Origin of the sequence: Sinorhizobium sp. CB7 (assembly GCF_041357635.1) — a bacterium.
GTDB lineage: Bacteria > Pseudomonadota > Alphaproteobacteria > Rhizobiales > Rhizobiaceae > Rhizobium.
In genome coordinates, this window is sequence record NZ_JAULLL010000006.1 from 1 (window position 1) to 26364 (window position 26364).

Below are 26364 nucleotides of genomic sequence, written 5' to 3' on the forward strand. Positions count from 1 at the left end.
ACAGATTTGAGAGACAATTCCTGTGCCTGTCACAGGAATCCAGCCGCCGTGCGTCCGCGCGGCGAAAAGACTCCTGTTGTGGCCCACTAATAGCGACGCGGAATGGAGATATCCCGTCTCCCCTGTCGAAGAGTGACGGAAAGGCGTCCCTCGCGCCGTGGACACGGCGCGGCTGGATCCCTGTGACAAGCACAGGGAAGAGGGCGTGCGGCGAGACGCCAATACCAGACAACAATCCTCGAGACACGTTGCAGGCAACGCTTCTGATCAAATCTTAATGCCGCAGACGCGGTCGACTGAATTGGCTTGAAGAGAAAGGACAAGGACAGACAGCCGCTGTCTCGTCCCCCAACACGGACAATCTCACATCTAGCGATCGGGAAGCTCGGTCCAGAGCTTCGTTGCGAAACCGCGTTTGTCGAGCTCCCATGACGAGCCGGTAACTTCCGCTTGCCCGTTGCGGCATCTGTAGGAATAAACTGCGTCATGACCCGTGGCGAAGGCGGGAACGATGTCTTCGTTCGGATTCTCCCGGCAGAACGCATCCGCTCCGGGGTTATCCCGGGCCGCGTTCATCTTTGAACAGGGCAAGTTTGCACCGACAAAGCAGACGAGGATCCTGCCGCCCATGCAGCGGAAAATGGCCTGCGTTTGCAACTCATCGTCGGCGGGCGCGTCCTTGGCGTCCGGGAACCGGGCCTTGAAGGCACGAATGGTTTCGTCTCTGAGAGCGGGCGTGTATCCGCGCAGCGTATCGTCCTCGCCGGCCTGGTGGCATATCTGGTGCAGATCGCCGGCAGGTGCGGCCACGGCGTCGCCGCATGTGAAAGGCCAAGCAGCGATCGTGCACAGCAATGCGAGCGAAGAAAAGCCGATGTACGAAAAACGGAACGCAGTCATGTAACCTCCTCCGGATGCGCGCGACATGGCACCTTGCTTAGGCAAAAACGACTACCACTGCGAGCATATCTGCGTGAGTTTCAGCGCGGAAAGTGACTTTTTGCCACAAGGCCGCTATAAAATTATCGCAAAGCTGGCGGCGACGGGAGGATATCGACGTGTTCTTCATGGAGCGGAGAGCGGACCTCAGGCATGCTCATTGGCTGGCTGCCTTGATCGTCCTTGGCCTGCCGGCTCTGGCGCAAGCTCAGGTGACGGACGAATTCATGGGCAAATGGTCGAGCGACCCGGCCCATTGCCAGCAGGTAAACGGCGAAGTCGATGTCCTGGTGGTTACCAGATCCGGCTTCGAGTTCTATGAGGTCGGCTGCGAACTGAAGCAGCCGGTCGGCGCGCCGGACGAAGTTCGCTTCATCGGGCAATGCTACAAGGGAGGAAGCCCCACAAGTTCAGGGACGGTGGTCATGCGGCGCTTGGCGCCGGACAAGATCGACTTGGCGCTGCTGGACTTTCCCTGGAGCTCTCCGGAGCCCGAAACCTTTCACCGCTGTCGTGCCGGCTGATCAGTGGCCGTAAACCATCACCAGTGCGGAATGCCGAAAACTGTGCGGTTTCGGGCCGACGGGCCGTTTCAATTTTTAGATCGAGAGCGGGATTCAGCTTTCACGACTGGAGTTCGAGAATTGAACAGATCTGTATTGATTTCCGGATGTTCGGGCGGCGGAAAGTCGACGCTGCTTGTGGAACTGGCCGCTCGCGGTCTTGCAGTCGTCGAGGAACCTGGCCGGCGCATCATCAGCCAGGAGCTGGCAGGCGACGGCGCGGCCCTGCCCTCGGTCGACATGGTGGCGTTCGCCCATCGTGCGATCCAGATGGCAGCGGCCGATCACGCCGCTGCCGCCCTGCATCAAGGCTGGACGTTCTTCGACCGCGGCGTCATCGATGCGGCCGCCGCCCTGCAGCACCTGACCGGAGAGCCGACCCTGGAAAAACTGGCAGCCACCTTCCGCTATCACGAGAAGGTCTTTCTCGCGCCGCCCTGGCCGGAAATCTATGCGACCGATGCCGAACGACGTCACGGACTTGATGACGCGGTCGCCGAATATGAGCGACTTGCCGCGATCTATCCGGCACTCGGCTATGAGGCCGTGGTCCTGCCGAAAACGGACGTCGCCGGACGAGCGGATTTCATTCTGAACCTGCTGCCTGACAATCCCATGCGGTCGCGTTAATGCCAGGATCGACGTAGCAAATCACCCGTGCGACGATGCTTTACGTGCATTGAAGCTCAGTGTACTATCCTGAGTAGGATTTCTTTTACTGTCGGTAAATGCACCCGAACGCGTTCAGCCAAAGATTGTCTTGGTAGAGCAAGGGGGAAACGTGGTCGACATACTGAAATCGAAAGGGGTCGGTGCCTTCTGGGCGAAAGGTCGATTGAGCGCTCTTGACCAAGCCTGTCTGTCTTCGTTCATAGCGCAGGGCTATCCGACTACACTGTTCTCATACCAGCCAATACCGAACACCCCAGCGGGAGTAACGGCGGCCGATGCGGCAACGATCGTACCGGAGCATATGGTCGCCAGAGTGAGATACAATGGAAAGCCGGATCTGTCGCATTTTTCGGACCTGTTCAGGTACGAAATGATCAAGGCGGCAGATCTGGTCTGGATTGACGTGGATCTTCTCATGACGAGAGAAAACGACGTGCCATCGCATCCGGATATACTCGTGAAAGAAGAGCAAGGAGGTCTTAACGGCGCGATACTGTATGTCTCGGACAAGAGAATTCTGGCCAAACTCTCCGAAATGATGAAGACAAAGCTCGATAAGGAGCTGCGATGGGGTGAGACAGGGCCAAGCATGATATTCGAGGCGATCAAGGCCAATCGCGCAGCGCTCAAGCTTTATGAGCACAAATATTTTTACCCCATAGAACACTACGACATCTGGAAAGTTCTCCTTCCAAACCATTTTGATGAGTGTCAGGAAAAGTGTCGGCACGCCTCAACAATCCATCTGTTTAACAACATACTGACGACGATGGGATTCTGGAAAGAGCTCGCGCCGCCCGTCGGCTCTTACCTCCACCATGTCCTTAAAGAGCTCGACGCCCTTCGTTTTTTCAAAGATGTTTATCCGGAAAAAATCATGTCCGCGTGCGTTGAGAACTTTCGTTTTCGTCAAAACGGGAAGGCACTGGGAATTAAGGCTGTGCTCAAGGAAATAGTGCCAAGCATCGGCCGCAGCTACAGACACTATTACAAGTAATGACACAGGGCTGCTAAAGGCAAGGAAGCTCGTCGCTGGCTGCCTTGATCCTCGCTGCCTTGCCGGGCAGCCGTGGGAAATGCATCCTCGCCTCAGGGCGAGGATGAAACCCCGGTGGAAACGGCGACGGCATCCCGCTCCCCGCCACCTTCACGTGAGAGCCATGCCGCCATCGACATGCAGTTCGATGCCGTTGACGAAGCTGCCCGCGTCGGAAGCGAGGAACAGGGCAGCACGCGCCAGCTCTTCGGGGCGGCCAAGCCGGCCGGCCGGTATCATGTTCGCCATCATGTCCAGGAAGCTGGGCCTGTCCGCCTCGGAGACGCCGAGCTTCGTCAGGATGGCCGTTTCGACAGGTCCGGGGCTGAGCACGTTCACGCGGATGCCCCGATGCCGGAATTCCTTCACCCAGTTGCGCGCGAAAGCGGCGACCGCGGCTTTCGTCCCGGCGTAGAGGGCATGGTTGTCGAGGACCTTCGTGGCGGCGAGCGAACTCGTCAGGATGATGTTGCCGCCATCGCGCAGGATCGGCGCGATGGCCTGGACGCCGAAGAAAACGCCGCGCGTATTGACAGCGAAATGCTGGTCATATTCGGCGACGGTCACCTGATCCGAAGGCGCGAGGTTGATGATGGCGGCGTTCGCCACATAGACGTCGGCTCCTCCGAACCGGCGTGCGACTTCCGAGGCGACTTCCTGATGGTGCCCGAGATCGGCGACATCACCGCAGAGGCCCACCGCCCCATTGCCGATTTCAGCGACCGCGTCGTCAAGAATTTCCTGCCTGCGCGCCGTGACGATGACTTGAGCGCCCTCGGCGGCGAAAAGCTTGGCTGTCGCCTTGCCGATGCCGCTATTGCCGCCGGTTATCACGGCGACCTTGTTTTTAAGACTTTGCATTGCTTATTACTCCACGTTCACACGCATGGAGATAGCGGCTGTGCTCCACGCCTATTAGACGGAGCCCAAGCACAGGATCTGTGCCTCGGAGGTGAGAATGCCAAACCTTCTCGAAGAGACGCCGGGCCTTCTGGCCTTCGTGCGCACGGTCGAGACCGGATCCTTTAGCGCTGCGGCGCGTGATCTCAAAACGACGCCATCGGGCGTCTCCAGAAGCGTTGCGCGCGTCGAGGAGAAAATCGGAACCCGGCTGTTCCTGCGTTCGACGCGGGCATTGACATTGACGGCTGACGGACACGCCTTCTTCGAGCGTGTCGCTCCCCTTCTGAAGGAGATCGAAGCGGCGGGCGACGTGATCAGCACCGAATGCCAACCCTCCGGACGCCTGAAGATCAGCCTGCCGAGCGAACTCGCCCGCATCCTGATGGAACCGCTGCTCTCCAAATTTGTAAAGCCGAACCCGGCCCTGCATCTCGACATCGGCATGACCGACAGATACGTGGATCTGATCCGGGAGGGATATGACGTCGCCTTCCGGGTCGGCCATTCGCCGGAAAGCGAACTGATCTCGCGCAAGCTCGCGAATCTCGACATGGTGCTGGTCGCCTCGCCCGCCTTCATCGAACGCGAGGGCGAGCCGAAGACGATCGCCGAACTCGCCTGCCTCCCCTTTGTCCGCTACACGCTTCCCGCGAGACCTTTCGAGATCCGCTTTTCAAACGGAACACTCATCTCGCCCGCCGGCGTCATCGACTGCGATTCCGGCTTCGCCCTCCAGGCCGCCGCCCTCCAAGGCATGGGCATCGCCTATCTGCTGAAATGCGTGGTGGCGGACGACCTGAGGCGAGGCAGGCTGGTGCAGGTATTGCCCCGCGAGCCGCTGCCTTCCCTCCCGCTCAATGCGTTGCATGCCTTCGGCCGCACGGTGCCGGCCAAGGTACGGCTGCTGTGTGATTTCATTGCGCAGGAGGTCAGGGCGCTTGTTTGATGGGTACAGAGTGCTACGCACGGCCGGGTGGTTGGGGAGTCTGCGCTTCTAATCTCTTCAAAGCGTTCACAAAGCCGTTCTGCGGCCCAAAGGAGACATTGCTAATGATGGCTTAGGCCAAGAGCGGACCTCTCTCAGCCGTTCGACGCGGCGGTGAAAACCGCCAACTGAGCGTCGAAAGCACGCTTATATGCAGGCCGCGCTTCGCCGCGGGCGACATAGGCGGAGAGATTCGGATAATCCTCTAGAATACCCGATCCTTGCAACCTGCGCAGCACCGTCACCATCAGCAAGTCACCGGCGCTGAACGCACCATCGAGCCAGTCGGCATCGCCGAGGCGAGCGGAAAGGCCGCCCAGCCGTTTCCGGATACTGTCCTCGAGGAAACGCAGGCGCTGCTCGTACCAGGGCTCGTCGCGCTCGAGAATCTTGGCGAGGCTGCGATCGAAGATCGGCGGCTCCACCGTGTCGAGCGCGGCAAACATCCACGTGATCGCGCGCGCCCGGGCATTCGCATCGTCTGGCAGCAGGCCCGCATGGCGTTCGGCGATATGGAACACGATCGCCCCCGACTCGAACAGGGCGAGATCGCCTTCTTCATAGGTCGGAATCTGCCCGAAAGGACTAAGCGCGAGATGCGCGGGTTCCTTCATCGCTTTGAACGAAAGAAGACGAACGTCGTAAGGCTGGCCCACCTCTTCGAGCGCCCAGCGAACGCGCATGTCACGCGCCAGACCCTTGCCGCGATCGGGTGACCGTTCAAAGGCGGTGATCGTAATCGTCATCATTGTCCTCCATGGCTTGTCTGCCTTGAAGACGATTGGCAAAACGAGATTCCGACACTTCGTGCTCGAGATAATCCCCGCGGTCAGTTCAAATGCGGCACAAAGGATGCGTTTCTGCTGCTATTGAACGTCAGCTTTTGCGCGAAGGAGACATTGCCTAATAACGGCTTGCGGCACTAAACGCCCCTCACTTAAATAAATTCGACCCATGTCGGACCGACCAAACCTCGTTCGTCTTAGAGTCGTCAACGCCATCAATTCAGGAAGGATTACGACATGCCGAGTACCATACGCTTGCACCGCGTTCTCGCAACCAGCCCGGAGAAGGTCTATCGCGCGTTTATCGAGTCGGATGCGCTTGCCAAGTGGCTGCCCCCGAACGGCTTCACCTGCACCGTACATCATCTTGAAGGAGCGGTCGGCGGCAAGTTCAGAATGTCTTTTCGGAACTTCACAACGGGCCATAGCCATTCCTTTGGTGGCGAATATCTCGAGCTCGTTCCGGGCGAACGTGTACGCTACACGGACAAGTTCGACGACCCCAACCTGCCCGGTGAAATGGAAGTAACCGTGACGCTGAAGAAGGTTTCGGTCGGGACCGAGGTGGATATAACGCAGGCAGGTGTGCCGGATCTCATTCCGCCGGAGGCTTGCTATCTCGGCTGGCAGGAGTCGCTCAGGAACCTCGCAAGGCTTGTCGAGCCGGAGATTAATCAATAGCCCAGCGCGGCTCTTGGTATCGGATCGCGTGAGGGTTCCGCGGTCCGGTGCAACGGCGTGCAACAGACGTCACGACTTGGCGGAGATCGCGCTCAGCTCTTCGAGATCGAGGTCCCGTTCCAGTTCGTCCAGCGTTTCGTCATCAATTTCGCCAGCGCGGTGGAGCCGGATGAGTTCGCGGCGCCCGGTGGCGACCGCTTCGAGGACGACATCGAAGTGGGCATGGAGCACAGGCATGTAATCTTCTGTGCGGGCGGCATAGTCGACGATCATCACGGCCCTGCGCTGATACCGCTCCAGCAATCGAGGATGAATGAGATTGCCCTCACTGTCATAGGCCCGGCTTTGGACGGTGGCCAATTGCGCCTGGGCCATGGCGGCCTCGGCCTGGCTCATGGTGAGCCGCGCCTTTTCCGACTCCGGCTCGGTCAGCTTTGCCCAATCGATCACACGTCCGAGCGTCGTCCCCTGGACAAGCACTGTTCCCAGAATGACGGCGAACGACGTCACCAGGATGAAGTCGCGGCCGGGGAAGCCTTCCGGCACGCTCAGCGCCAGGGCCAGGGTGACCACGCCGCGAACGCCCGCCCAGCTCAGCACGGCAGCGCCGCGGGCGCCGAGTGGCGTGTATCGATCAAGCCCGAGCGTATTGCAAAGCCTTATCACGAAGTCCGATCCGAAGACCCAGGCGAAGCGCGCAAGCGTGAGCGCGATCAGGATCACCAGGATCGGCCACGCCATCGTTGCGATCACCACGCCGAAGCCGCCACCACGTTCGACGACGCCTCGCAAGGACAGCCCGATCAATATAAAGACAGAGGCTTCCATCAGGAAAATTATGACGTCCCAGAATGACGAGCCGCGCATGCGTGTGGAGGCCGAAAGGACGGTGTGCTGATGCCAACTCGCGATCAGGCCCGTGGTCACGGTGGCGATCACTCCTGAAACATGGATCAGTTCGCCGAGCAGATAGGACGTCCAGCACAACAGGGTCGTGGCGGCGATGATCAGATATTCGTCGCCGAGGCGGCGCACGAACAGGACCCATGCCGTGCCGACGGCGATGCCGACGAGGGCGCCGCCGACCGCCAGCAGGAAAAAGTTTCCCACCGCATCGACTGCGCTGAATGCACCGGTAACACCAGCGGCAATGGCGAAACGGAAGAGCACGAGACCGCTCGCATCGTTGAGCAGGCTTTCCCCTTCAAGCAGAATTTGCAAGCGTCGGGGTAGCTTTACCCGCTCCAGCACGGCGCGAGCGGAAACTGCATCAGGTGGCGAAACGATCGCCCCGAGCGCCGCGCACGCTGCCCAGGGCAGCGAAGGAAACAGGAGATGGGCCACCACGGCCACGACGACGCAGGTGAAAAACACCGCGCCAATGGCAAGCGAGGCAATGCCGATCATATGGCGGCGCAGCCGGCTGAGAGCGATGGACCAGGCACCATCCATTAGCAGCGGCGGCAGGAAGATGACTAGCACAAGACTGGGATCGACCGTGATGGCGGGCAGGCCTGGAAGGAAGGCAATCATCGCGCCTCCGGCGAGCAGCGCCGCAGATGGCGGCAGTCCGAAGCTGTGAGCGGCATAATGCAGCGCGATGATTGCCACAAACATCCCGATCACAAGCTCGAATAAGTGCGTTGGGTCCACGGTTCTGCCCTGAAATGGCTTTCATTGCGATGGGCCTATTACAAAGCGCGTTTTGTCGAAACGCAATTGCTCAAAGGCGCCCGCCGGACAAACTCAACGGAAATTCTGCCAGGTCAGTAGCATGGCCGATGGACCGGTTTCAGAATGGTCCGGCCTCGCCAATCGCCCCTCTCCTGCTGGGCATATTTCGATGGTGGCAATCCAACCAGTGCATGCCACGCAAAAGTGTGCAGCGGTTTTGCGGCAACGACATGCATGAAAACAATAGCTTAAAGCCTGTCGCGCGATTGTGACGTTACCCTTCATGTCGCTTGCCGGATCGGCTTTTTCGGACAAGAGCTGGCTTTTGCCGGCGATCTACCGAACCGAACACGTCTTGAAGCTGGTTGAAGAGCCATGCCAAACCCTCATCCATCATCGCCGCCTTTGGCGCAATGGCGGTGATTCGGAACGTTCTCAGCGGCAGGGGTGCTTCCAAGGCCAGCACCTCGAATCGCGCGCCATAGGTAGCGACGAACCGCCTCGGCAATGCCGAAATCAGATCGGTCTCGGCCACTACTGCCAAGGCGAACATAAAGTCGGGAACGGTCAATGCGATGCGCCGTGAACAGCCGTGGTTCGCCAGAGCTTCATCGACAAAGCCAAAAGGATCGCCGGTATGCGAGACCACCAGATGCTGCATTTCGCAGTATCGCACAAGGGTCGGTTCATGCGCAAATGGATGTCCGGCGCGCGTGGTGACGACGAAATCCTCCTCGTAAAGGCATTGCGAATGAAAGCGCGCCGGAACAGGTCCGGAGGGGATGATGGCGATATCCATCGCGCCCGCCTCCAGATCCGCAAAGACGGCGCGCCACGCGCGTTCGGGTGAGGTCTCTCCCGACAGCGGAAGCAACTGGCGCAGGCTGATGTCGACGGCGGGCGCCGTTTGCTGCAACTTTGCCAGAAGTGGCGACAGGAACACGGCCGAAGCCCCGTCTGGGGCGCCAATCTTGAACCGGCGCCTAGATCTGGCGGGATCGAACGGCTCGGCGGTCGAGACGATGCTCCTTGCTCGCGCCAGCACGTCCGCGATGGGCGCGGCGAGCTCCATCGCACGCGCCGTCGGAACGACGCCTTTGGGCGTTCTGACGAACAGTGGATCGTTGAGAAGCCTGCGCATCCGGCCAAGCCCGTGACTGACCGCCGAAGGCGTGAGGCTGAGCCTCTCGGCGGTTCGGCCGACATGGCGCTCCTCCAGCACGACCTCGAAGAGGACGAGAAGATTGAGGTCGGTACGCGACAGGTCAATTTTGTGCAGCATATTGCTGAAATCGTATCATTGGATTCAGCATGGCGATAGTGCGATCTTTCGAAAGCCAGGCGGCGTGCCGTGGCTTGGCATCGATGGAAACCCATTAAGGAGCAATCCCATGTCATCACGACGTTCAGTCCTCGCGGCAGCGGGCGCCGGCCTCGTCTTGTCGCATTTGCCGAAATCGACCAATGCATCTGCCGACGCGCGCACCGATCAGGCTGTTGCCGATCTCATCCAGCGGTCCGAGGAGGCGCATGCAGCGCTCATGCGCGGGGATCTCGATCGGTACCGCGCGTTGATCACCTATACCGACGACTTTACGCTGATGTCTCCATTCGGCGGGAAGCCCACGCGCGCTTTTGAACTCACGGCTGAGCGAATGGAGGCGATGGGGCGTTTCTTCAAGAACGGAACCTTCGAACAGGAAGTGGTTCAAGCCTATGGCTCCGCCGACATGGTGGTGCTTGCGCTGATCGAACGGCAGAACGTGGAGGTCGGCGGCCTCCCCGCCCAGGACTGGCCACTGCGGGTTACCCTGGTCTATCGCCGTGAAGGGTCAAAATGGCGTCTGGCACACCGGCACGCCGACCCTCTTGTCAAGGGAGTGAGCGTGGAGCAGGCAGCCGCCCTTGCCCGCGGACAAGCAGGATAGTGCCGGGTGATGCAGCTTAGCCACCTTCGCGGCTATTGATGTTGCTTCCTCCTCAGGGCAAATATCCTCATCCCGCTAAGATTGCGGACCGAAGGAGAGAATATTCATCGACATGCTGACCCTCAAACCATTCACAGCGCAGCATTATGCAACTTTATCCAGTTGGTTCGGCAATCAGATGCAGGTGGTTCAATGGGGCGGTCCCGGCCTGACCTATCCGCTAAACTCTGCGCAGTTCGATTCCATGATAGAGGATGGCGATGGCGCTCATCCCAAGCGGCGCTGCTGGATGGCCGAGGATGAAGGCGCAAACCCTGTAGGGCATGTGCAACTGGCATATGATTGGGAAAATGGGGTGGCGCGAATTGCAAGAGTGGCGATCGCGCCGGCGATGCGAGGCCGGCGCCTCTCCGTTCCGATGCTGCGTCTCGTTCTGGTGGAAGCGTTCGCAGAAGTGGCGATCGAGCGGCTGGAACTGAATGTCTACAGTTGGAATGTAGCGGCGATACGCACCTATTCGAAACTAGGCTTTGTTCCGGAAGGTGTGAGGCGATCATCCGTGAAACTGGGTGACGAACGATGGGATACGGCGATCATGGGGATGCTTCGTTCCGAATGGAACGAGAAGTCTGCAACATGATGGATGGCGACTCATAGCGCTTTTCGAAAATCATCGATCTTCCCTTTATGGCCTGACGGTTGCGGCATTGTCTCCCCGATCGCACGGATGAGAGCCATGGACGCATTCACGAATCCTAAGCTCTTCACGCGTGAGGTTCACGAACAATGACCGCATATGGCCCTGAGGTCATTGAGGCTTGTGGCGAATCACCGGGCCCGTTAGCTTCGCGGTACAGGCTTGGCCCACGCCTCCTCCCTCCTTTCGGGGAAGTATTGCACATACAGGGTAGCATCATCATCGAACCATCTGTTCGAGCGTCGCATAAGGAGGGGTTGCGATTCTGTCTCGGATAGGAGGTCCCTTGATGAAACTTTCTGCTCCAATTTTCCAATTGAAACGTCGAGCTAAGCTCATGGCTCGCGATACCAGTGTTCCCCTGCACGCCGCTTTGGATCAGATTGCGCGTGAGGAAGGGTTTGCGAGATGGAGCCTGCTTTCGGCTCAGATCACAGCGGGGTCGCTGTCGAAAACAATATTGTCACGGCTGAACAACGGCGATCTGTTGCTGCTGGCAGCGCGTCCCGGACATGGCAAGACCAAGCTTGGACTTCAGCTTTTGCTTGACGCTGCGCAGGACGACCGAAGAGCGGTTCTCTTCACGCTGGAAGTCACAGAACTGCAGGCACGCAAACACATTCGGTCGTTGGAAAAAGAACCTCAGGGTCTTGGTGACCGCCTTGAAATCGTGACCTCCGACGAAATCAGTGCGGATTATATCATACGTCATTTGTCGAGGACGGAGCCGGGAACTGTTGCCGTGATCGACTATCTGCAGATACTCGACCAGCAGCGAAGCAAACCTGCACTTTCGGATCAAATTTTCGCACTTGGAGATTTCGCCAGGAGGACCGGCGTTGTGTTCGGATTCATTTCCCAAATTGATCGGTCGTTTGATCCAGAAAGCAAACGCCTACCGGATGTCAGGGACATCCGACTGCCTAATCTTATCGACCTGGGACTATTCACCAAAGCCTGCTTCCTCCACAACGGCGAGGCCCAGCTTCAAGATGTAGCCTAACTTGTCGGACTGCCGCGCGACCTCAACCGTTTCGCGGCAGTCCGTCTTATCCGAAGCGATTGAACTTCCGCATACGGCCCGAAAGCTGACATCGCAAGCCAGCTCCTTCACCTCGGAGCTCGCCGAATTGACCCTTGCTTCCGCCATGGCAGGGCGTCTCACGAGAAAGGTATGAGCGGGTCCTGCACTAGGTAGAACTCGGTAACAGGCGTCACATCCGTGACAAAGAAGCCAAACTGCGTTCGGTCCATAGGATCAACGTGGCCGCTTTCGAAGCGGAGTTGATCAAAGCTCTCGAAATGGCTTTCAAAACGGGCAAACCGGTTGGACGAAATCAAATCCGGATTAGGGTCGGTTTGACCAAATGACAGACCGTCATTGAAGTCGCTTGGTATGTCACGAATCTCTTGAAGTTCGAATTCGAACCCGATCCAGGCCAATCCGCTCTTGTTCAGAGCGACGACGCGCAAATGGAAGCTACCCTGAAGGAGCGTTGCAAGTTGAGATGGCTTTGCGGCCCTGATCACCAGAGTGACGGGGGTGGCCGAGCTCAGTTCTTCGTTGATTTCGATCGGATCGTCTTTTGTACCTGAGCCTTTGACTGATAGGATCCGGAAGCCGCCAAGCTCATCGGAGAAAGAATAGTCGCCGGCATACCAACGGCCGTCGTCAGCCGGTCCGGCGCTGATGAGCGACAGTGACAGCAAAGCAGCCGATATTCGCGAGTAACGCGTCATCGATTTTCCCCCCGAGGGAGTATCGCAGCCACACCGCGAATTTCAACACTTGTCGCGCGATGGCTCTTCGGCATCCCGCTTTAGTCGCGAAAGCACCCTCCTCCGCATTCATAGATCGATTGAGAAACAGGGACTTCGGTAATGAATGCTCGTGGCGCATTTCGGAAGCGCCGATCTTTCGTAATCGGCCCCAAACTGATCTATTAGCTGGACATGCTTGAGTTGGCTAAACTTACGACGCGATATTGGGACGAGGGAAATGATCACTGAAATTGAGGACTACTTTACGAAAGGATGCGGACGCTGCGAGCGCTTTGCCACACCAGATTGTTCAACGCGGCAATGGGCTCATGGACTGAACGAACTTCGCCGGATCTGTCGCGATACAGGGCTTGTTGAGACGGTAAAATGGGCGCATCCCTGCTATATGCATAGAGGTCGCAATATCGTGATCATCGGTGCCTTCCGCGGCGATTTTCGCATCAGTTTCTTCAATGCAGCCCTGATGAAGGACCCCGAAGCCATACTCGAAAAGCAGGGGCCGAACACGCGACACCCCGACATGATCCGTTTTGTGGACAATGCACAGGTCGCGACGATGGAGCCGATCATCCTGTCATATCTTCAGGAGGCGATTGTCTATGCGGAGGCGGGCATTAAACCGCCAAAAGAGGAAAGTGAAATCGAACTGCCCGAGGAGTTGGTTGACGCTCTAGATTCCGATCCTGAGCTTGCAGAGGCTTTTCACAATCTGACGCCAGGGCGGAAGAAAAGCTATGTGATCAACCTCAGCACGGTGAAGAAGTCCGAAACGCGAACCTCACGCATTGCCAAATTCCGCGACAGGATCCTTGAAGGAAAGGGCGCGATGGAGCGGTAAAGCAAGGGTTCGAACGTCCGTAAATGGCGCGATCGGCCGGGCGATCTTCCGCCTTCGGTCATTGCGTGAGGGCGCACCGCTACCGTAGACAAACCAATAGAACAAGTGGGAGCGGCAATGACGGTAGAGGAGGACGTAAGCTTTGAGGTCGAAGGGCATCGCGTCGTGGGAACTGTGCATCTGGCGGCGTCCCCAAGTTCACCAATCGTCTTGCTTCTTCCCGGACTCGGCGGAACCCGACACGAACTCATGATACCCCAGCATGAAACCGGGATTTTCGCTTACGTCGCTAACAGGCTGCGGCTTTCGGCTTTTCCAGTCTGAGGATAGACTTTCGAGGTTCTGGCGACAGCGATGGACGTTTCGTCGACACGACCTACACACGCCAAATCACGGATTGCATCGCCGCGATGGACTTCGTAGGCGGCCTACCGTCAATCGATGCCAAGAAGATTTATCTGTTGGGGTGGAGCCAAGGTGGGCTTGTTGCCGCTGTTGCGTCAGGCCGAACGAACCGACCAGCAGGGGTTGCGCTTTGGACCTCTGTTGGCGAGCCAAAAGTGTCGTTTCCAGCGATGATCGGGCATGATGCATATAAGCGGGGGCTCCGGCGCCGAAAGCCGACCGAAATTCGGATGCCTTGGGGCGCATCCGTGACGCTCGGTCATGACTTCTTTGTCGACGTCGAAAACGTGGACCCGTTGAAAGAGATCGCTGCGACGGTGGACCGGTCTTCATTGCAGAAGGCAGCTTCGACACTGAGATTCCTTTGGGAACTGCGCAAAAATTCGCACAGGCGCACAGAGGCAGAAATCAGTTGTGGGTAGCTCCCATGGATCACATTTTTAACACATCGTCCGGCGTCGAGATGCTGGACAGGCTCGTGACGGCCACGGCAAACTTCCTTGAACCGCAATACGCGGTTGGAGCAGGCGGAGACGGACCGTGAGGCTACCTTCGGACTTCGCTATGGCTTGGTCGTTAATAATTGGCGAGCGCGATTGTTGGCGCAAGCCGACACCGCTTGGCATCAATCGCATGAAAGCGCCTATTGCCGCGCTGTGCATTTGAAACGAGGTTCATACCCATGTCATCCTCGACCACTCTCAGATTGCATATGCCTCAATGGCAAGGCGGAAACCTTGCGGAATACCATCTGAGTTCGCAGTTGTTGTCATGGCTTCTCCCACGGTCCGACGGACCTGAAGAGACGATTCCCGTCCCGCCACCCGGCGATGGGACACTGTCGACGGAGGACGGCATCATCGCGAAGAGCGCGCTGCTGGAACAGGCACGCGCAGCGCGCTCTGCAATCGAAAGGCATCAACCTGATCGCGTTCTTACAATCGGCGGCGACTGTCTGGTCGATCTGGCTCCCGTTGCCTACTTGAACAAGAGATACGGCGGGAGCCTCGGAGTCCTATGGATCGATGCACACCCGGATATCCAGACGCTGAAAGACACCCGCCACGCCCATGCGCAAGTGCTGGGCATGCTGCTTGGTGAAGGTGACCGTGATTTCGTTCGGGAAGTCGATGTCCATGTCCAGCCTTCAAAGGTCATGTATGCGGGATTGGACGAGTGGTCGGCCAACGAGGACGAGGTCATAGATCGACTAAACCTTCAGCATACCGCATCGAGAGATCTGTCGGAGGGAAGCGCATCGCTCCTGAACTGGATCGCGCAAGAGGGGATCAAACATCTGGCCGTGCATCTCGATGTTGACGCCATGAGCCCCAACAGGTTTCGACCGATCCTCTTCAACAAACCAGATGCCGCGGAAGGATTCCTGAGCGGCGTGCCCCGCGGACGGTTGGACCCCGATCATGTTGTCAGGCTGCTTCGCGACGTCTCGAATGCATGTGAAATCGTGGGCCTGGCTATCACGGAATACATTTCCTGGGACGCCATTCAGACAAGGAAATTATTGGGTCAGCTGCCGCTTGTTTGAAATCCGGCAATGGCGCGATGTCCGTTTGCGGCCTAAGTGGACACGCGAAGTCGCAAAATAGGCATCTGTTCGTAAACGCGTTGGCCAAGCTCAGCGGAATCGGCCAACGCGCAGGTGTTACCGGCTGCCGTCCAAAACGCGGATCAGGCAAATCCCGGGCTGGTACGGAGCGAACCCCAATAGCGGCCCTCGCCAACATCCTCAGGCGAAAGCATGTCACTATGCGCCTGCCCGGCGTGCGCCATCGGATAAACATCTGCGAGTTTTGCAACACGGCAATCGAAGAGAACCGGTCGATCGACCTCGATCATCTCCCTGATCATGTCGTCCAGCTCATCAGGCTTTTCGCAGCGCAGCCCCACCGCCCCATAGGCCTCCGCCAGCTTGACGAAATCCGGCAGGGATGCCGGGTAGGAATGCGATTGGCGGTTGCCATGCGGGATTTGCAGCCATTGGCGGACCATGCCCATGTGCTCGTTGTTCAAGATGAAAACCTTGATTGGAGCCTCGTGCTGTATTGCCGCCGAAAGCTCCTTCATCGTCGTCTGAACCGAAGCGTCAACCGCGATGTCGATGACCAGCCGTCCGGGATTGGCAATTTGCACCCCGAGAGCGGCAGGCAGGCCGAAGCCCATCGTGCCCAGCCCACAGGATGTGATCCAGCGATTGGGCTCGTCAAAGCCGAAGAACTGCGCTGCCCAGATTTGATGCTGACCAGCCTCGGCGGTGATGAACGGGTCCAGATGCTTCGTCAGGGCATGGAGGCGTTCCAGTGCGTATTGAGGCATGATCTCGTCGCTGCGCATCTCGTAGGAGAACGAGCGCCGTGCCCGCCATTGCCCGATCCGCGTCCACCAGTCGTCAAGCCGCTTCTTGTCGGGAGCGTCGGGAAGCGCTCGCCATATCCGAACCATATCCGCCAGAACCTCAGCCGCATCTCCCTGAATGCCGATATGGACGCGAACGTTTCTGTTGATGGACGAGCGATCGATGTCGATGTGAACTTTCCTCGAGTGCGGCGAGAATTGGTCAAGACGCGAGGTGACACGATCGTCGAAGCGAGCGCCGATGCAGATCATCAGATCGCAGTCGTGCATCGCCATATTGGCTTCGTGAGAGCCATGCATGCCTGGCATCTTCAACCAGTTCGGCCCGGAGGCTGGATAGGCTCCGAGCCCCATCAGAGAGGATGCGATTGGAAAGCCCGTCAGCTCAACCAGCTCGCGCAGGAGCTTCGATGCTTCAGGCCCGGAGTTGATGATGCCGCCACCCGTGTAGATCACAGGTCTGCGGGCCTCTGCCATGAGGGCAACCGCCGCCGTGATCGCGGTCGGGTCGCCTTGCGTTCTGGGCTGATAGCCGGGAAGCGGAGGAACTCTGTCCGGGGGCGTATAGCTTCCCGTGGCGAAGAGCACGTCCTTCGGCAGGTCGACAAGCACCGGTCCCGGACGCCCGGACTTTGCGACCCGGAATGCCTTGTGGATGGTTTCCGCAAGCTCGTCGACGTGCCTGACCAGCCAGTTGTGCTTGGTGCACGAGCGGGTAATGCCGACGGTATCGCATTCCTGAAATGCATCCGTTCCGATCAATGCCGTCGGAACCTGGCCCGCCAGGCAGACGATTGGGATCGAGTCCATCAAAGCGTCCTGAAGCGGGGTGATGGCGTTGGTGACGCCCGGCCCGGATGTAACGATCATAACGCCGACCTTGCCCGTCGAACGGGCATAGCCTTCGGCGGCATGGCCGGCACCCTGCTCATGGCGCACGAGGAAGTGCCTGATGTCCTCCTGCTGGAATATTTCGTCGTAGATCGGGAGAACGGCTGCACCAGGGTAGCCGAAGATATGTTCGACCCCGTTGTCGCGGAGCGCCTGAAGGACGATCTCGCCCCCATTCATACGATTGTCGAAAGGGCTGGTGGTATTTGGATTGGTGTTGTTGCTGGTCATGATACGGTTCCGTCGTGATTGAGGTACTGGGTTCGACGGGGCATAAAAAAGGCCCCGTCAGGAGCCTGTTTTCCGCGCATGGGTGCTTTCGCCGGATGGTTACGCCATCCTGCCCATGCGCGCTCGCACCACCACGATACCTTCGCTCACGCCGGCTATAACTGCGACACGACCATCCAAACGGAATTGAGCGATAGGGTCGATCGCTTCAGAGAGGCTTTTGATGGCGGTATCGGTATTCGTCATTGCTCAATTCGTCATCTGGAGATCTATTGGTTTGAAAAGGCATAAAAAAAGGCCCCGTCAGGGACCTGCTTTCGGCGCATGGGTGGCAATCGCCGGATGGTTACGCCATCCTGCCCATGCGCGACATCACCACTACGAAAAGCGTTACGATTTTCATGGACGACAGAGCTAATCGCAAAATGGAAGGCCGTCAACGTCTTCTTTCTCAAATCAGAGCTCCCGCGTGTCGTGCAAAACTGTGAAAACAACAGCCTGAAGCCCGCGGCACAGTGACATCGGCCGCACCATCCGCACTCCTGCATCACGGTGCGGCCACCTCGCCCTACCGCCGTTCACGTCGGCAGCGGCTTGCCTGCATACTCATTGGCAATGTACTCCGCATACCACTCCGGCCAGTTCTCATCCCGCTGGCCGCCGGTCCGCTTCTCGTGCTCCCCATGCGCGGCTTCCGCGCGGCGGAGTGCGGCCGCAAGCTCGGTCGGCGAGGTGAATGTCGTCACATCCGTGTCCACGCGTCCGGGCAACCGCTCCGTGATCTCCTGGAACAGCCAGCCATTGCCGTCAGGATCGCGGAACGAGGCATAGGAGCGATAGCTGCGGCGTTCTGGATCCGGTCCGGGAACCCGGCGCCGCCCAAAGAGGTAGGGCTCGTCCGTGCCGACATGCACATCACCGGCGGCGTGGAACACGTCGCTGACCTCGACACCGCGATCGACGAGCTCCTTGCGGGCGGCCTCGATGTCGGAGACGATCAGGTACAAGCCCTGGGCGGAGCCGGGTGCCGCCGCAGTGACGTTCTTGCCGAAGATGACCGAGGCCCCGGAGCCCGGCGGCGTGAACTGGATCACGCGGTAGTCGTCGGGGCCATCGAAGTCGGCATCGAGCCTCCAGCCGAGGCCGCCGTAAAAACGCTTGGCGCGATCGACGTCCGAAACGGGGATGACGGCGATCTCGAACCTCATGTCGACCGTCCGTGCTTTCAGGGATTCACTTGCTGCTGCCATGACTTCCTCCTCTGTTTGTGCTCTGCCTCATTAGCGCAACGGCCTGAACGCAGCCCGGAGCTCGGCACTGAAAAGCTCAGGCTGTTCCCATGCCGCGAAATGGCCGCCCTTGTCGGCCTCGCGGAAGTAGATCAGATTGCGATAGGCACGTCGGGCCCAGGTCTCTGGGGCCTGATAATATTCGTCTGGAAATACCGTGATGGCCACCGGGAGTTTGATTTCATCCGTCTTCTGGGCCGCCGCAAATATAACAGGTCGACCGCCATTCTCCCAATAGAGCCGCGCCGCCGAGGCCGCGCTGTTCGTCAGCCAGTAGAGCGAAATGTCGTCGAGTACGTCATCCCTGTCGAGCAGGCGCTCGGGCTCGCCGTCATTATAGTCGAAGATGAAGGCCGCAAGCCCGGCCGGGGAATCCGTCAGGGCATAGCCGATCGTCTGGGGCCGCGTGCCCATCATCGCGGCATAGGCCCGCTTCTTCTTGAAGAGATTGTCGAGCGCGTCGAAGGCCGCGCGTTCCTTGGGCGAAAGTTCCGTCGGAGCCGGTCCGCCGCTGGTCAGCACTGCGGCCACATCGGGCGGGACCGCAGCCGGCAGGTTGATGTGGATGCCGAGCAATCCCTCCGGTGCCTGCAGCGCCATCGCTTCGCTGATCGGCGAACCCCAGTCGCCGCCCTGGGCGACGTAGCGGGTGTAGCCAAGGCGCTTCATCAGCTCGCCCCAGGCGCGGGCGATGTGGTCAGGGCCCCAGCCGGTGCCCGTCTGCTTGCCGGAAAAACCGTAGCCCGGCATCGACGGGATGACGACGTCGAACGCGTCCTCTGCGCTGCCGCCGTAAGCGCTCGGATCGGTGAGCGGACCGATCACCTTGATCTGCTCGATCACCGAGCCGGGCCAGCCATGGGTGATGATGACAGGCAACGCGTTCGGATGCTTGGAACGAACGTGGATGAAATGGATGTCGAGGCCATCGATCGTGGTCATGAACTGCGGCAGCGCATTCAGTTTCGCCTCCACCCTGCCCATGTCATAGCTGCTGCCCCAGTACTGAACGATCTCCTGCGTTTTGGCGAGCTGGCCGCCCTGCGAGCGATCGGGCACGGTTTCCTTCTCGGGCCAGCGGGTCTCATTGATGCGGCGCCTGAGGTCGGCGATCGCTTCCTCTGATATATGAACCCAGAACGGCCGGATCGATGTGTCTTCGTTTGCCTGCGTATTCGCGGTCGCGGGCATCTGCGCGGATGTCGCCGAACCGCCTGGCGCCGGCGTTTGCGCGTGGGCGGCGGCGATAGTCAGGAGCGAAAGCGACAGTGAAAGCGCGCATCTGCTGATCATGGCAATTCTCCTTGAGGTTCCCAATACTCAGCGCAGCGCGCCCGCATGGGTCTTTGCAGAATGGTCATTCTCGTTCCTTTCAGCTTTTTCAATTGCGGCGACGCACTCATCACTTTCATGCGGCCGGACACCGCTTGTGGGCGGGTGCCCGGCCGCAGCTCTCAATCTGCGACCTCGAGAATAAGCTCGATCTCGACCGGCATGCCGAGCGGTACGCTGGCAACGCCAAGCACGATACGGGGAGACAACATTTCGGGACCGAAGACCTTCAGGAGAAGGTCGGAGGCGCCATCGGCGACTTTGGGGTGTTCGCGAAAATCACCGGGGGTTGCGATATAGACGCCGAGCTTGGCGACGCCCGTGACCTTGTCGAGTGATCCAAGGTGATCCCTGATCGCAGACAGCGCGCTGAGAACCGCAATCTCAGCCGCCTTCCGTCCGTCCTCGGTGGACAGTTCCTCGCCGACGCGTCCGATGAACTGCGGCTCGTGGCCGACGACCGGCAGCATGCCGCTCAGGAAGAGAAGCTTGCCGATCCTGGCCGCCTCGACATAGGAGCCGAAGGGTGTGGGTGCCGGAGGCAGCGCGATGCCGAGATCCTTGAGCCGCTGTTCTGCGCCAGCGGCCGGCGCTTCATGACGGTTTACCATCTGCCCAAATGTGCGCCGCCGTCGACGTGCAGCACCTCCCCGGTTATGCGCGGAGCGTCGGTCAGGAAGAGGACGGCATCGACAATCTCCTCGACGCTGGAGATGCTATGCATCGGCGACAGCGTCTTCAGGAAGTCTTTCGGGTTGTCCCTGTGCAGCGGCGTATCGACAACGCCCGGAGCAACCGTGTTGACGCGGATTCCCTCCTTCGCATACTCCATCGCGATATTCTTCGAGATGGCTTCGATGCCGCCCTTGGTCATCATGGCGACCGAGGCGTTCACGCCCGCGATCGGATGATCGACCAGCGGCGTCGTGATACTGACGATGCTGCCGCCGGTCTTCTGCGTCAACATCTGTCTGACGGCGAGCTGCGTCAGATGGATAAATCCGTCGAGGTTCGTGGCAGCGAGCCTGCGATAATCCTCGATCGTATAGTCGAGGAACGGCTTGGTGAAGAAGATGCCGGCATTGTTGACGAGGGCATCGATCGAGCCGAACCGGGCAAGCGCCGTCTCGACAACCTTCTTCGCCGTGGCAGGATCGGCGATATCGCCGTCGACCAATGCCAGCCGGTCGGAACCCGCAATCTCTTCGGACTGGCTTGCCCGTCGCGATGTGGCGACCACGTTATAGCCGTGCTCGAGGAAGGCCTTTACAAGGCCCGCACCGATGCCCTGGGAGGCGCCGGTGATCAAAACTGTCTTCTGCGTTTGCATGTTAGTCTCCTTGGAAGTTTGCAGCGTCATTGCTGCGATCAATATGGCGGAGACGCTATTCCTTGATTAGATGGAAATATCTGGAATTACTTTTGCATCCATGCAAAAATCATCGCATGGCTGATCTGAATGACATCGCCGTTTTTGTGAAGGTTGCGCAGTTCGAAAGCTTCAGCCGCGCCGCCCGCGCGCTGGGCATGCCGGTCTCCACCGTCAGCCGCAAGGTGACTGCCCTTGAGGAGCAATTGGGTGTCACGCTCCTGCAGCGCACGACGCGCAAGCTCAGCCTGACGGCTCAGGGACGCGCCTATTTCAACCAGTGCAGCGAACCGCTGAACCAGCTCTACGATGCCGAAAGGGTGCTGACCCACACCCAGAAGCAGCCGGAAGGCCTTCTGAGGATTACTGGCCCGGTCATCATGGGACAGGAAATCTTCTACGAATTCCTATCGAATTTCATGAAGATCTATCCGCGCATTCAGGTTGATCTCTTTATCACGAACCTGTTCCTGGATCTGATTGCGGAAAACATCGACGTCGCCATCCGCTTCGGGGAGCTGCAGGACTCCACCATTATCGCCCAGCGCATCGGCAAGAGCCTGCGCTATCTTGTAGCCTCACCGGACTATCTGCGCAACCGTGAGTTGCCGGCGAAGCCTGAGGACCTGCATCACCATCAATGCGTGCTCTTGAATGGGCGCAACAACGAGGCCGAGTGGTCTCTCGTCAGTGGCAAGAAATCGATCAAGGTCGCGGTCTCCGGCCCGATCTCCACCCGCGATTTCCAGTCGGTGAGCGACTTCACATACCGAGGCCACGGCATCGGATTTCTGCCGTCGACCTATTGCGACGATGGGATCGCAAGCGGCAAACTCGTCCGCCTCCTGCCGGAATGGTCATCGGCGGACCTCTTCGTCCACGCGGTCTATCCAACCCGCCGCTTCCTGCCATCGAAGCTGCAGGTCTTCCTCGAGGAATTGAAAGCCTGGAAAAGCCCGCTCTGGATCCCGCTTCGGTGAGGGGGGATTTTTGAAGGATTCGGAAGTCGTCGCAAGGATATTGTCTACCGCGCCGGCCCCTCATCCGACCCTTCGGGCCACCTTCTCCCCGCAGGCGGGGCGAAGGGGAGTTTGCCGCTTGCTCGATCGTTCCCTCACCCCGCTTGCGGGGAGAAGGTTAGGGTGAGGGGCAAAGCCGCGAATCAAGCCGCCGGCAATCGGTCGAGCAGCTTGTCCAGCGTGATTGGATAGTCGCGCACGCGAACGCCGGTCGCATTGTAGACCGCATTTGCCACTGCCGCGCCGACACCGCAAATGCCGAGTTCGCCAACACCCTTAGCCTTCATCGGCGAGGAGACAGGGTCCGTCTCGTCGAGGAAAATCACTTCCTGGCGCGGGATGTCGGCATGGACGGGCACCTCGTAGCTGGCAAGATCGTGATTGACGAAGAAGCCGCGGCGCTTGTCGACCGCAAGCTCCTCCATCAGCGCGGCACCGACGCCCATCGTCATCCCGCCGATAACCTGGCTGCGCGCGGTCTTCGGATTGAGGATGCGTCCGGCAGCGCAGACCGCCAGCATGCGCCGGACACGGATCTCGGCGGTTGCGGCATCGACCCCGACTTCGACAAAGTGCGCGCCAAAGGTCGACTGTTGGTATTTCGTGGCGAGGTCGCCATATTCGATCGAGTCCTCACCGGAAAGCCCACCCTCGCCTGCCGCCTCCGCCAGCGATACGCGACGATTGCCCGCACGGACATGCTCGTCCGCAAAGACCGCCTCAGTGGAGTTGAAGCCGAGCTTCTCCGCCACCGCCTCCCGCAGCTTGACGCAGGCCGCATAGACCCCCGAGGTCGAGTTGTTGGCGCCCCATTGTCCGCCTGAGCCCGACGAAACCGGCATGGTCGAATCGCCGAGACGCACCTCCACCTTGTGAAGCGGCAGGCCCATCATCTCGGCGGCTGTCTGGGCGATGATGGTGTAGCTGCCCGTTCCGATGTCGGTCATGTCGGTCTCGACCGTGACGACGCCGCGGCTGTCGAGCCGGACGCGCGCGCCCGACTTCGTCAAAAGGTTATTGCGGAAGCCGGCGGCGGTCCCCATCCCGATGAGCCAGTTCCCCTCGCGGCGCCGGCCGGGTTGCACATCGCGATTGTTCCAGCCGAACCGCTTCGCGCCCGTGCGGAAACACGTGACGAACTGGCGCTGCGAAAAGGGGCGATCCGGATTTTCGGGGTCGACCTGGGTATCGTTGAGGATGCGGAACTCGACCGGGTCCATGCCGAGCTTTTCGGCCATCTCGTCCATGGCGATCTCCAGCGCCATCAACCCCGGCGCTTCGCCGGGCGCGCGCATGGCATTGCCTTCGGGAAGGCTAAGTTCGGCGAGCCGCAACTCTGTCATGCGGTTGGCGCCGGCATAGAGCAGCCGGGTCTGCATCACCGCCTCCTCGGGCTTGCCGCCCGGTAGGTCCCCGGACCAGCCCTCATGGCCGATCGCGGTGATCTTGCCGTCCGTGCCCGCCCCGATGCGGATGCGCTGGATCGTGGCCGGACGGTGGGTCGTGTTGTTGAAGACCAAGGGCCGCGTCAGGGCCACTTTCACCGGCCTTCGGGCCGCACGCGCGCCAAGGGCCGCAAGTACGGCATCGGACCGCACCCACAGCTTGCCGCCAAAACCGCCGCCGATGAACGGCGAGAGAAGGCGAACATTCTCCTTGGGCATGCCGAGCGTTGTTGCCACATCCGTCCTGCCCCAGTCGATCATCTGGTTCGAGGTCCAGAGCGTCAGCCTGTCCCCGTCCCATGCGGCAAGCGAGGCATGCGGTTCCATCATCGCATGCGCATGATCTGGCGTCGTGTAGGTCGCGTCAAGCTGGACGGGGGCTGCGGAGAAGGCGCCGGCGAAATCGCCGACGGCGGTGTGCGGCGTGCCCTCTTTCGGCACGGCAGCCGAATCCTTGGCGGCCGACAGATCGAAGGCGCCGTCGGCCGGGGCGTAGTCGACGTGGACCAGTTGCGCGGCCGCGCGCGCTTGCTCGAAGGTCTCGGCGACGACGATCGCAACGGCCTGATGGTAGTGCTCGATGTCCGGACCACCGAGCAGCCTGGCGGTGTTGAACTTGCCTTTGCCGAGCGTGCCGGCATTTTCCGCCGTGACGATGGCGATGACGCCCGGCGCGGACCGAGCTTCGCCAAGGTCGAAGGACTTGATCCGCCCCTTGGCGATCGCCGAGCCGACGATGTAGCCATAGGCCGGGTTCGCTATGGCGTCATGCCGTTCATAGGCATAATGTGCGGTGCCGGTCGTCTTGAGGTGGCCGTCGATGCGGTCGGTGGGTTGGCCGACCACCTTCAGCTGGTCGATCGGGTTCGTTGTCGCTGGAGTGTCGAACTTCATCTCTTAACCCCTTGCTTCATTCAATACCGCGCCGAGGGTGCGCTCGACGAGCGTCACCTTGAACGCATTGTCCCCTGTCGGATGGGCGTCGGCGAGCAACTGCTCGGATACGGCTCTGGCGCCTTTCGGCAGGTCGACCTCGGCAGCCTCCACCCGCCACGGCTTGTGCGCCACACCGCCGACGGCCACGCGTCCCGATCCATCCGGCTGCACGATCGCGCCAACGGAGACCAGTGCAAAGGCATAAGAGGCGCGGTCGCGGACCTTGCGGTAGATGTGCCTGCCGCCGAGCGGCTTCGGCAGAACCACGGCCGTGATCAGCTCGCCCTCGGCAAGCTCCGTCTCGATATGCGGCGTGTCCCCGGGCAGCCGGTGGAAGACCGCGATCGGAATGTTGCGCGTCGTGCCGTCGGCCCGCACCGTCTCGATCGTTGCGTCGAGTGCGCGCATGGCGATTGCCATGTCGCTCGGATGCGTCGCGATGCAGGCGTCGCTGACGCCGACGACCGCATGCTGGCGGCTGAATCCGCCAATTGCCGAACAGCCGCTGCCGGGCTGACGTTTGTTGCAGGGCTGGTTGGTGTCGTAGAAGTAGGGACAGCGCGTGCGCTGCATGAGGTTGCCGGCGGTCGTGGCCCTGTTGCGCAACTGGCCTGAGGCGCCTGCCAGAAGCGCGCGGGAGAGCAGGCCGTAGTCGCGCCGCACACGCTCGTCGGCAGCAAGATCGGTGTTGCGGACGAGCGCGCCGATGCGCAGTCCGCCGTCGGGCGTCGCCTCGATCTTGTCGAGCGCAAGCCCGTTGACATCGATCAAGTGCGTCGGTGTTTCGATCTGTAGCTTCATCAGGTCGATGAGGTTGGTGCCGCCCGCGATGAACTTTGCATCCTTGTTGCGCGCAGCCGATGCCGCAGCCTCGGCAGGGGTCCGGGCGCGTTCATAGGTAAAGGATTTCATGCCGGCCTCCCTGCGACTTCTGTGATCGCTTCGGCGATGTTGGAATAGGCGCCGCAGCGACAGATGTTGCCGCTCATCCGCTCGCGCAGTTCGGCATTGGTCACTTGCGGATGCGCGGTCAGATCGGCGCTGACATGGCTTGGAATGCCGGCCTTGATCTCTTCGAGCACGGCCACGGCCGAACAGATCTGCCCGGGGGTACAGTAGCCGCATTGAAATCCGTCATGCTTGACGAAGGCGGCCTGCATCGGGTGCAGGTTGCCAGGCTGGCCCAATCCCTCGATCGTGATGATGCTGTCGCCGTCATGCATCACCGCGAAGGTCAGGCAGGAATTGATCCGCCGCCCATCGACCATCACCGTGCAGGCGCCGCATTGGCCATGATCGCAGCCCTTCTTGGTGCCCGTCAGATGCAGATGCTCGCGCAGTGCATCGAGCAGCGTCGTGCGCGTGTCGAGTTCCAGTGCATGATCCGTGCCGTTCACCGTGAAGGACACCTTCGCCGCCGCCGGCTCTCCGGTATCGGTCGCTTGCGCCTTGGCCACGGACGGCGCCGCCGTCACCGCAACGGAGGCGGCCGTCACGATCATCAGGTCGCGCCGTGTAAGTTCGAGTTCACCGGGATTTTGCATATCGTGCTCCCATGTTCAGAGAATGCCTTTAACGTCAAACGCGCGCC

27 protein-coding genes are annotated in these 26364 nt (G+C 59.9%); 12 read left to right on the forward strand and 15 right to left on the reverse strand.

The window, feature by feature from the left end; all coding sequences use genetic code 11:
* Positions 1-369: 369 nt before the first annotated feature.
* Positions 370-900 carry a hypothetical protein gene (locus AAE029_RS12510; protein ID WP_371073178.1) on the reverse strand — a complete coding sequence of 177 codons (531 nt, stop codon included), beginning with the start codon at positions 898-900 and terminating at the stop codon, positions 370-372.
* A gap of 158 nt (positions 901-1058) precedes the next feature.
* Between AAE029_RS12510 and AAE029_RS12515 the strand changes: the two genes are divergently transcribed.
* The 3 genes from AAE029_RS12515 to AAE029_RS12525 all read left to right on the forward strand — a co-directional run bounded on the left by AAE029_RS12515 (position 1059) and on the right by AAE029_RS12525 (position 3171).
* A complete protein-coding gene (locus AAE029_RS12515; protein ID WP_371073179.1) occupies positions 1059-1463 on the forward strand; it encodes a hypothetical protein in 405 nt (134 codons plus the stop codon).
* Positions 1464-1583: 120 nt separating this feature from the next.
* A complete protein-coding gene (locus AAE029_RS12520; RefSeq protein ID WP_371073180.1) occupies positions 1584-2132 on the forward strand; it encodes an AAA family ATPase in 549 nt (182 codons plus the stop codon).
* A gap of 151 nt (positions 2133-2283) precedes the next feature.
* Positions 2284-3171: a hypothetical protein gene (locus AAE029_RS12525; protein WP_371073181.1), complete on the forward strand. Its 888-nt coding sequence runs from the start codon at positions 2284-2286 to the stop codon at positions 3169-3171.
* Positions 3172-3321: 150 nt separating this feature from the next.
* On the opposite strand, the gene AAE029_RS12530 is transcribed toward AAE029_RS12525, so the two are convergent.
* Positions 3322-4071: an SDR family NAD(P)-dependent oxidoreductase gene (locus tag AAE029_RS12530; RefSeq protein ID WP_371073182.1), complete on the reverse strand. Its 750-nt coding sequence runs from the start codon at positions 4069-4071 to the stop codon at positions 3322-3324.
* Between the two features lie 97 nt (positions 4072-4168).
* Here AAE029_RS12530 and AAE029_RS12535 point away from each other — a divergent pair, with 97 nt between their 5' ends.
* Positions 4169-5059 carry a LysR family transcriptional regulator gene (locus AAE029_RS12535; protein WP_371073183.1) on the forward strand — a complete coding sequence of 297 codons (891 nt, stop codon included), beginning with the start codon at positions 4169-4171 and terminating at the stop codon, positions 5057-5059.
* Positions 5060-5193: 134 nt separating this feature from the next.
* Here the strand turns inward: AAE029_RS12535 and AAE029_RS12540 are convergent, their stop codons facing one another.
* Positions 5194-5844 (reverse strand): glutathione S-transferase family protein, encoded by a 651-nt coding sequence (locus AAE029_RS12540; protein WP_371073509.1) that lies wholly within the window; start codon positions 5842-5844, stop codon positions 5194-5196.
* Between the two features lie 276 nt (positions 5845-6120).
* On the opposite strand from AAE029_RS12540, the gene AAE029_RS12545 reads away from it, so the two are divergent.
* Positions 6121-6564, forward strand: a complete 444-nt coding sequence (locus tag AAE029_RS12545) for an SRPBCC family protein (protein WP_371073184.1) — start codon at positions 6121-6123, stop codon at positions 6562-6564.
* 69 nt (positions 6565-6633) lie between these two features.
* Here AAE029_RS12545 and AAE029_RS12550 read toward each other — a convergent pair whose 3' ends face one another.
* On the reverse strand, positions 6634-8217 hold the full coding sequence (locus AAE029_RS12550; protein ID WP_371073185.1) for a Na+/H+ antiporter: 1584 nt from the start codon (positions 8215-8217) through the stop codon (positions 6634-6636).
* Between the two features lie 295 nt (positions 8218-8512).
* Complete coding sequence (locus tag AAE029_RS12555) at positions 8513-9520, reverse strand: LysR family transcriptional regulator (RefSeq protein ID WP_371073186.1); 1008 nt, start codon at positions 9518-9520, stop codon at positions 8513-8515.
* A gap of 109 nt (positions 9521-9629) precedes the next feature.
* Between AAE029_RS12555 and AAE029_RS12560 the strand changes: the two genes are divergently transcribed.
* The 3 genes from AAE029_RS12560 to AAE029_RS12570 all read left to right on the forward strand — a co-directional run bounded on the left by AAE029_RS12560 (position 9630) and on the right by AAE029_RS12570 (position 11866).
* Positions 9630-10166 (forward strand): nuclear transport factor 2 family protein, encoded by a 537-nt coding sequence (locus tag AAE029_RS12560; protein ID WP_371073187.1) that lies wholly within the window; start codon positions 9630-9632, stop codon positions 10164-10166.
* A 112-nt stretch (positions 10167-10278) separates the two neighbouring features.
* Positions 10279-10806: a GNAT family N-acetyltransferase gene (locus AAE029_RS12565; protein ID WP_371073188.1), complete on the forward strand. Its 528-nt coding sequence runs from the start codon at positions 10279-10281 to the stop codon at positions 10804-10806.
* A 346-nt stretch (positions 10807-11152) separates the two neighbouring features.
* The gene (locus AAE029_RS12570) at positions 11153-11866 is read left to right on the forward strand and encodes a DNA helicase (protein WP_371073189.1); all 714 of its coding nucleotides are present in this window, start codon (positions 11153-11155) and stop codon (positions 11864-11866) included.
* A gap of 158 nt (positions 11867-12024) precedes the next feature.
* Here the strand turns inward: AAE029_RS12570 and AAE029_RS12575 are convergent, their stop codons facing one another.
* Positions 12025-12603, reverse strand: a complete 579-nt coding sequence (locus tag AAE029_RS12575) for a hypothetical protein (RefSeq protein ID WP_371073190.1) — start codon at positions 12601-12603, stop codon at positions 12025-12027.
* 259 nt (positions 12604-12862) lie between these two features.
* On the opposite strand from AAE029_RS12575, the gene AAE029_RS12580 reads away from it, so the two are divergent.
* The 3 genes from AAE029_RS12580 (at position 12863) to AAE029_RS12590 (ending at position 15434) form a co-directional block, all read left to right on the forward strand.
* Entirely contained in the window at positions 12863-13483 is a 621-nt protein-coding gene (locus AAE029_RS12580; RefSeq protein WP_371073191.1) for a YdeI family protein, read from the forward strand.
* 326 nt (positions 13484-13809) lie between these two features.
* Complete coding sequence (locus tag AAE029_RS12585) at positions 13810-14310, forward strand: alpha/beta fold hydrolase (protein ID WP_371073510.1); 501 nt, start codon at positions 13810-13812, stop codon at positions 14308-14310.
* 260 nt (positions 14311-14570) lie between these two features.
* Positions 14571-15434 (forward strand): arginase family protein, encoded by an 864-nt coding sequence (locus AAE029_RS12590; RefSeq protein WP_371073192.1) that lies wholly within the window; start codon positions 14571-14573, stop codon positions 15432-15434.
* Between the two features lie 143 nt (positions 15435-15577).
* Here AAE029_RS12590 and AAE029_RS12595 read toward each other — a convergent pair whose 3' ends face one another.
* From AAE029_RS12595 to AAE029_RS12620, 6 genes are all read right to left on the reverse strand, one after another.
* Positions 15578-17332, reverse strand: a complete 1755-nt coding sequence (locus AAE029_RS12595) for an acetolactate synthase 3 large subunit (protein WP_371073511.1) — start codon at positions 17330-17332, stop codon at positions 15578-15580.
* Between the two features lie 150 nt (positions 17333-17482).
* Complete coding sequence (locus tag AAE029_RS12600) at positions 17483-17629, reverse strand: hypothetical protein (RefSeq protein ID WP_371073193.1); 147 nt, start codon at positions 17627-17629, stop codon at positions 17483-17485.
* Positions 17630-17961: 332 nt separating this feature from the next.
* The gene (locus AAE029_RS12605; protein WP_371073194.1) at positions 17962-18633 is read right to left on the reverse strand and encodes a VOC family protein; all 672 of its coding nucleotides are present in this window, start codon (positions 18631-18633) and stop codon (positions 17962-17964) included.
* A gap of 30 nt (positions 18634-18663) precedes the next feature.
* Complete coding sequence (locus AAE029_RS12610; RefSeq protein WP_371073195.1) at positions 18664-19965, reverse strand: epoxide hydrolase family protein; 1302 nt, start codon at positions 19963-19965, stop codon at positions 18664-18666.
* A gap of 161 nt (positions 19966-20126) precedes the next feature.
* Positions 20127-20615: a RidA family protein gene (locus AAE029_RS12615; RefSeq protein WP_371073196.1), complete on the reverse strand. Its 489-nt coding sequence runs from the start codon at positions 20613-20615 to the stop codon at positions 20127-20129.
* The gene (locus AAE029_RS12620; RefSeq protein WP_371073197.1) at positions 20609-21334 is read right to left on the reverse strand and encodes an SDR family NAD(P)-dependent oxidoreductase; all 726 of its coding nucleotides are present in this window, start codon (positions 21332-21334) and stop codon (positions 20609-20611) included. The genes AAE029_RS12615 and AAE029_RS12620 overlap by 7 nt, the downstream gene beginning before the upstream one ends.
* A gap of 116 nt (positions 21335-21450) precedes the next feature.
* On the opposite strand from AAE029_RS12620, the gene AAE029_RS12625 reads away from it, so the two are divergent.
* The gene (locus AAE029_RS12625; protein WP_371073198.1) at positions 21451-22353 is read left to right on the forward strand and encodes a LysR substrate-binding domain-containing protein; all 903 of its coding nucleotides are present in this window, start codon (positions 21451-21453) and stop codon (positions 22351-22353) included.
* Between the two features lie 182 nt (positions 22354-22535).
* Here AAE029_RS12625 and paoC read toward each other — a convergent pair whose 3' ends face one another.
* The 3 genes from paoC to paoA are packed head-to-tail and all read right to left on the reverse strand — an operon-like array spanning position 22536 to position 26317.
* Entirely contained in the window at positions 22536-24731 is a 2196-nt protein-coding gene (paoC, locus tag AAE029_RS12630; RefSeq protein WP_371073199.1) for an aldehyde oxidoreductase molybdenum-binding subunit PaoC, read from the reverse strand.
* Between the two features lie 3 nt (positions 24732-24734).
* On the reverse strand, positions 24735-25685 hold the full coding sequence (locus tag AAE029_RS12635) for a xanthine dehydrogenase family protein subunit M (RefSeq protein ID WP_371073200.1): 951 nt from the start codon (positions 25683-25685) through the stop codon (positions 24735-24737).
* On the reverse strand, positions 25682-26317 hold the full coding sequence (gene paoA, locus AAE029_RS12640) for an aldehyde dehydrogenase iron-sulfur subunit PaoA (protein WP_371073201.1): 636 nt from the start codon (positions 26315-26317) through the stop codon (positions 25682-25684). Before paoA ends, AAE029_RS12635 begins: the two co-directional genes overlap by 4 nt.
* Positions 26318-26364: the final 47 nt, after the last annotated feature.

Excerpts from the sequence above, each read along its gene's own strand:
- AAE029_RS12510 (WP_371073178.1), bottom strand. The coding sequence starts at position 900 with ATGACTGCGTTCCGTTTTTCGTACATCGGCTTTTCTTCGCTCGCATTG.
- AAE029_RS12530 (WP_371073182.1), bottom strand. The coding sequence starts at position 4,071 with ATGCAAAGTCTTAAAAACAAGGTCGCCGTGATAACCGGCGGCAATAGC.
- AAE029_RS12535 (WP_371073183.1), top strand. The coding sequence starts at position 4,169 with ATGCCAAACCTTCTCGAAGAGACGCCGGGCCTTCTGGCCTTCGTGCGC.
- AAE029_RS12540 (WP_371073509.1), bottom strand. The coding sequence starts at position 5,844 with ATGACGATTACGATCACCGCCTTTGAACGGTCACCCGATCGCGGCAAG.
- AAE029_RS12545 (WP_371073184.1), top strand. The coding sequence starts at position 6,121 with ATGCCGAGTACCATACGCTTGCACCGCGTTCTCGCAACCAGCCCGGAG.
- AAE029_RS12555 (WP_371073186.1), bottom strand. The coding sequence starts at position 9,520 with ATGCTGCACAAAATTGACCTGTCGCGTACCGACCTCAATCTTCTCGTC.
- AAE029_RS12560 (WP_371073187.1), top strand. The coding sequence starts at position 9,630 with ATGTCATCACGACGTTCAGTCCTCGCGGCAGCGGGCGCCGGCCTCGTC.
- AAE029_RS12565 (WP_371073188.1), top strand. The coding sequence starts at position 10,279 with ATGCTGACCCTCAAACCATTCACAGCGCAGCATTATGCAACTTTATCC.
- AAE029_RS12570 (WP_371073189.1), top strand. The coding sequence starts at position 11,153 with ATGAAACTTTCTGCTCCAATTTTCCAATTGAAACGTCGAGCTAAGCTC.
- AAE029_RS12575 (WP_371073190.1), bottom strand. The coding sequence starts at position 12,603 with ATGACGCGTTACTCGCGAATATCGGCTGCTTTGCTGTCACTGTCGCTC.
- AAE029_RS12580 (WP_371073191.1), top strand. The coding sequence starts at position 12,863 with ATGATCACTGAAATTGAGGACTACTTTACGAAAGGATGCGGACGCTGC.
- AAE029_RS12590 (WP_371073192.1), top strand. The coding sequence starts at position 14,571 with ATGTCATCCTCGACCACTCTCAGATTGCATATGCCTCAATGGCAAGGC.
- AAE029_RS12595 (WP_371073511.1), bottom strand. The coding sequence starts at position 17,332 with ATGAATGGGGGCGAGATCGTCCTTCAGGCGCTCCGCGACAACGGGGTC.
- AAE029_RS12600 (WP_371073193.1), bottom strand. The coding sequence starts at position 17,629 with ATGACGAATACCGATACCGCCATCAAAAGCCTCTCTGAAGCGATCGAC.
- AAE029_RS12605 (WP_371073194.1), bottom strand. The coding sequence starts at position 18,633 with ATGGCAGCAGCAAGTGAATCCCTGAAAGCACGGACGGTCGACATGAGG.
- AAE029_RS12610 (WP_371073195.1), bottom strand. The coding sequence starts at position 19,965 with ATGATCAGCAGATGCGCGCTTTCACTGTCGCTTTCGCTCCTGACTATC.
- AAE029_RS12615 (WP_371073196.1), bottom strand. The coding sequence starts at position 20,615 with ATGGTAAACCGTCATGAAGCGCCGGCCGCTGGCGCAGAACAGCGGCTC.
- AAE029_RS12620 (WP_371073197.1), bottom strand. The coding sequence starts at position 21,334 with ATGCAAACGCAGAAGACAGTTTTGATCACCGGCGCCTCCCAGGGCATC.
- AAE029_RS12625 (WP_371073198.1), top strand. The coding sequence starts at position 21,451 with ATGGCTGATCTGAATGACATCGCCGTTTTTGTGAAGGTTGCGCAGTTC.
- paoC (WP_371073199.1), bottom strand. The coding sequence starts at position 24,731 with ATGAAGTTCGACACTCCAGCGACAACGAACCCGATCGACCAGCTGAAG.
- AAE029_RS12635 (WP_371073200.1), bottom strand. The coding sequence starts at position 25,685 with ATGAAATCCTTTACCTATGAACGCGCCCGGACCCCTGCCGAGGCTGCG.
- paoA (WP_371073201.1), bottom strand. The coding sequence starts at position 26,317 with ATGCAAAATCCCGGTGAACTCGAACTTACACGGCGCGACCTGATGATC.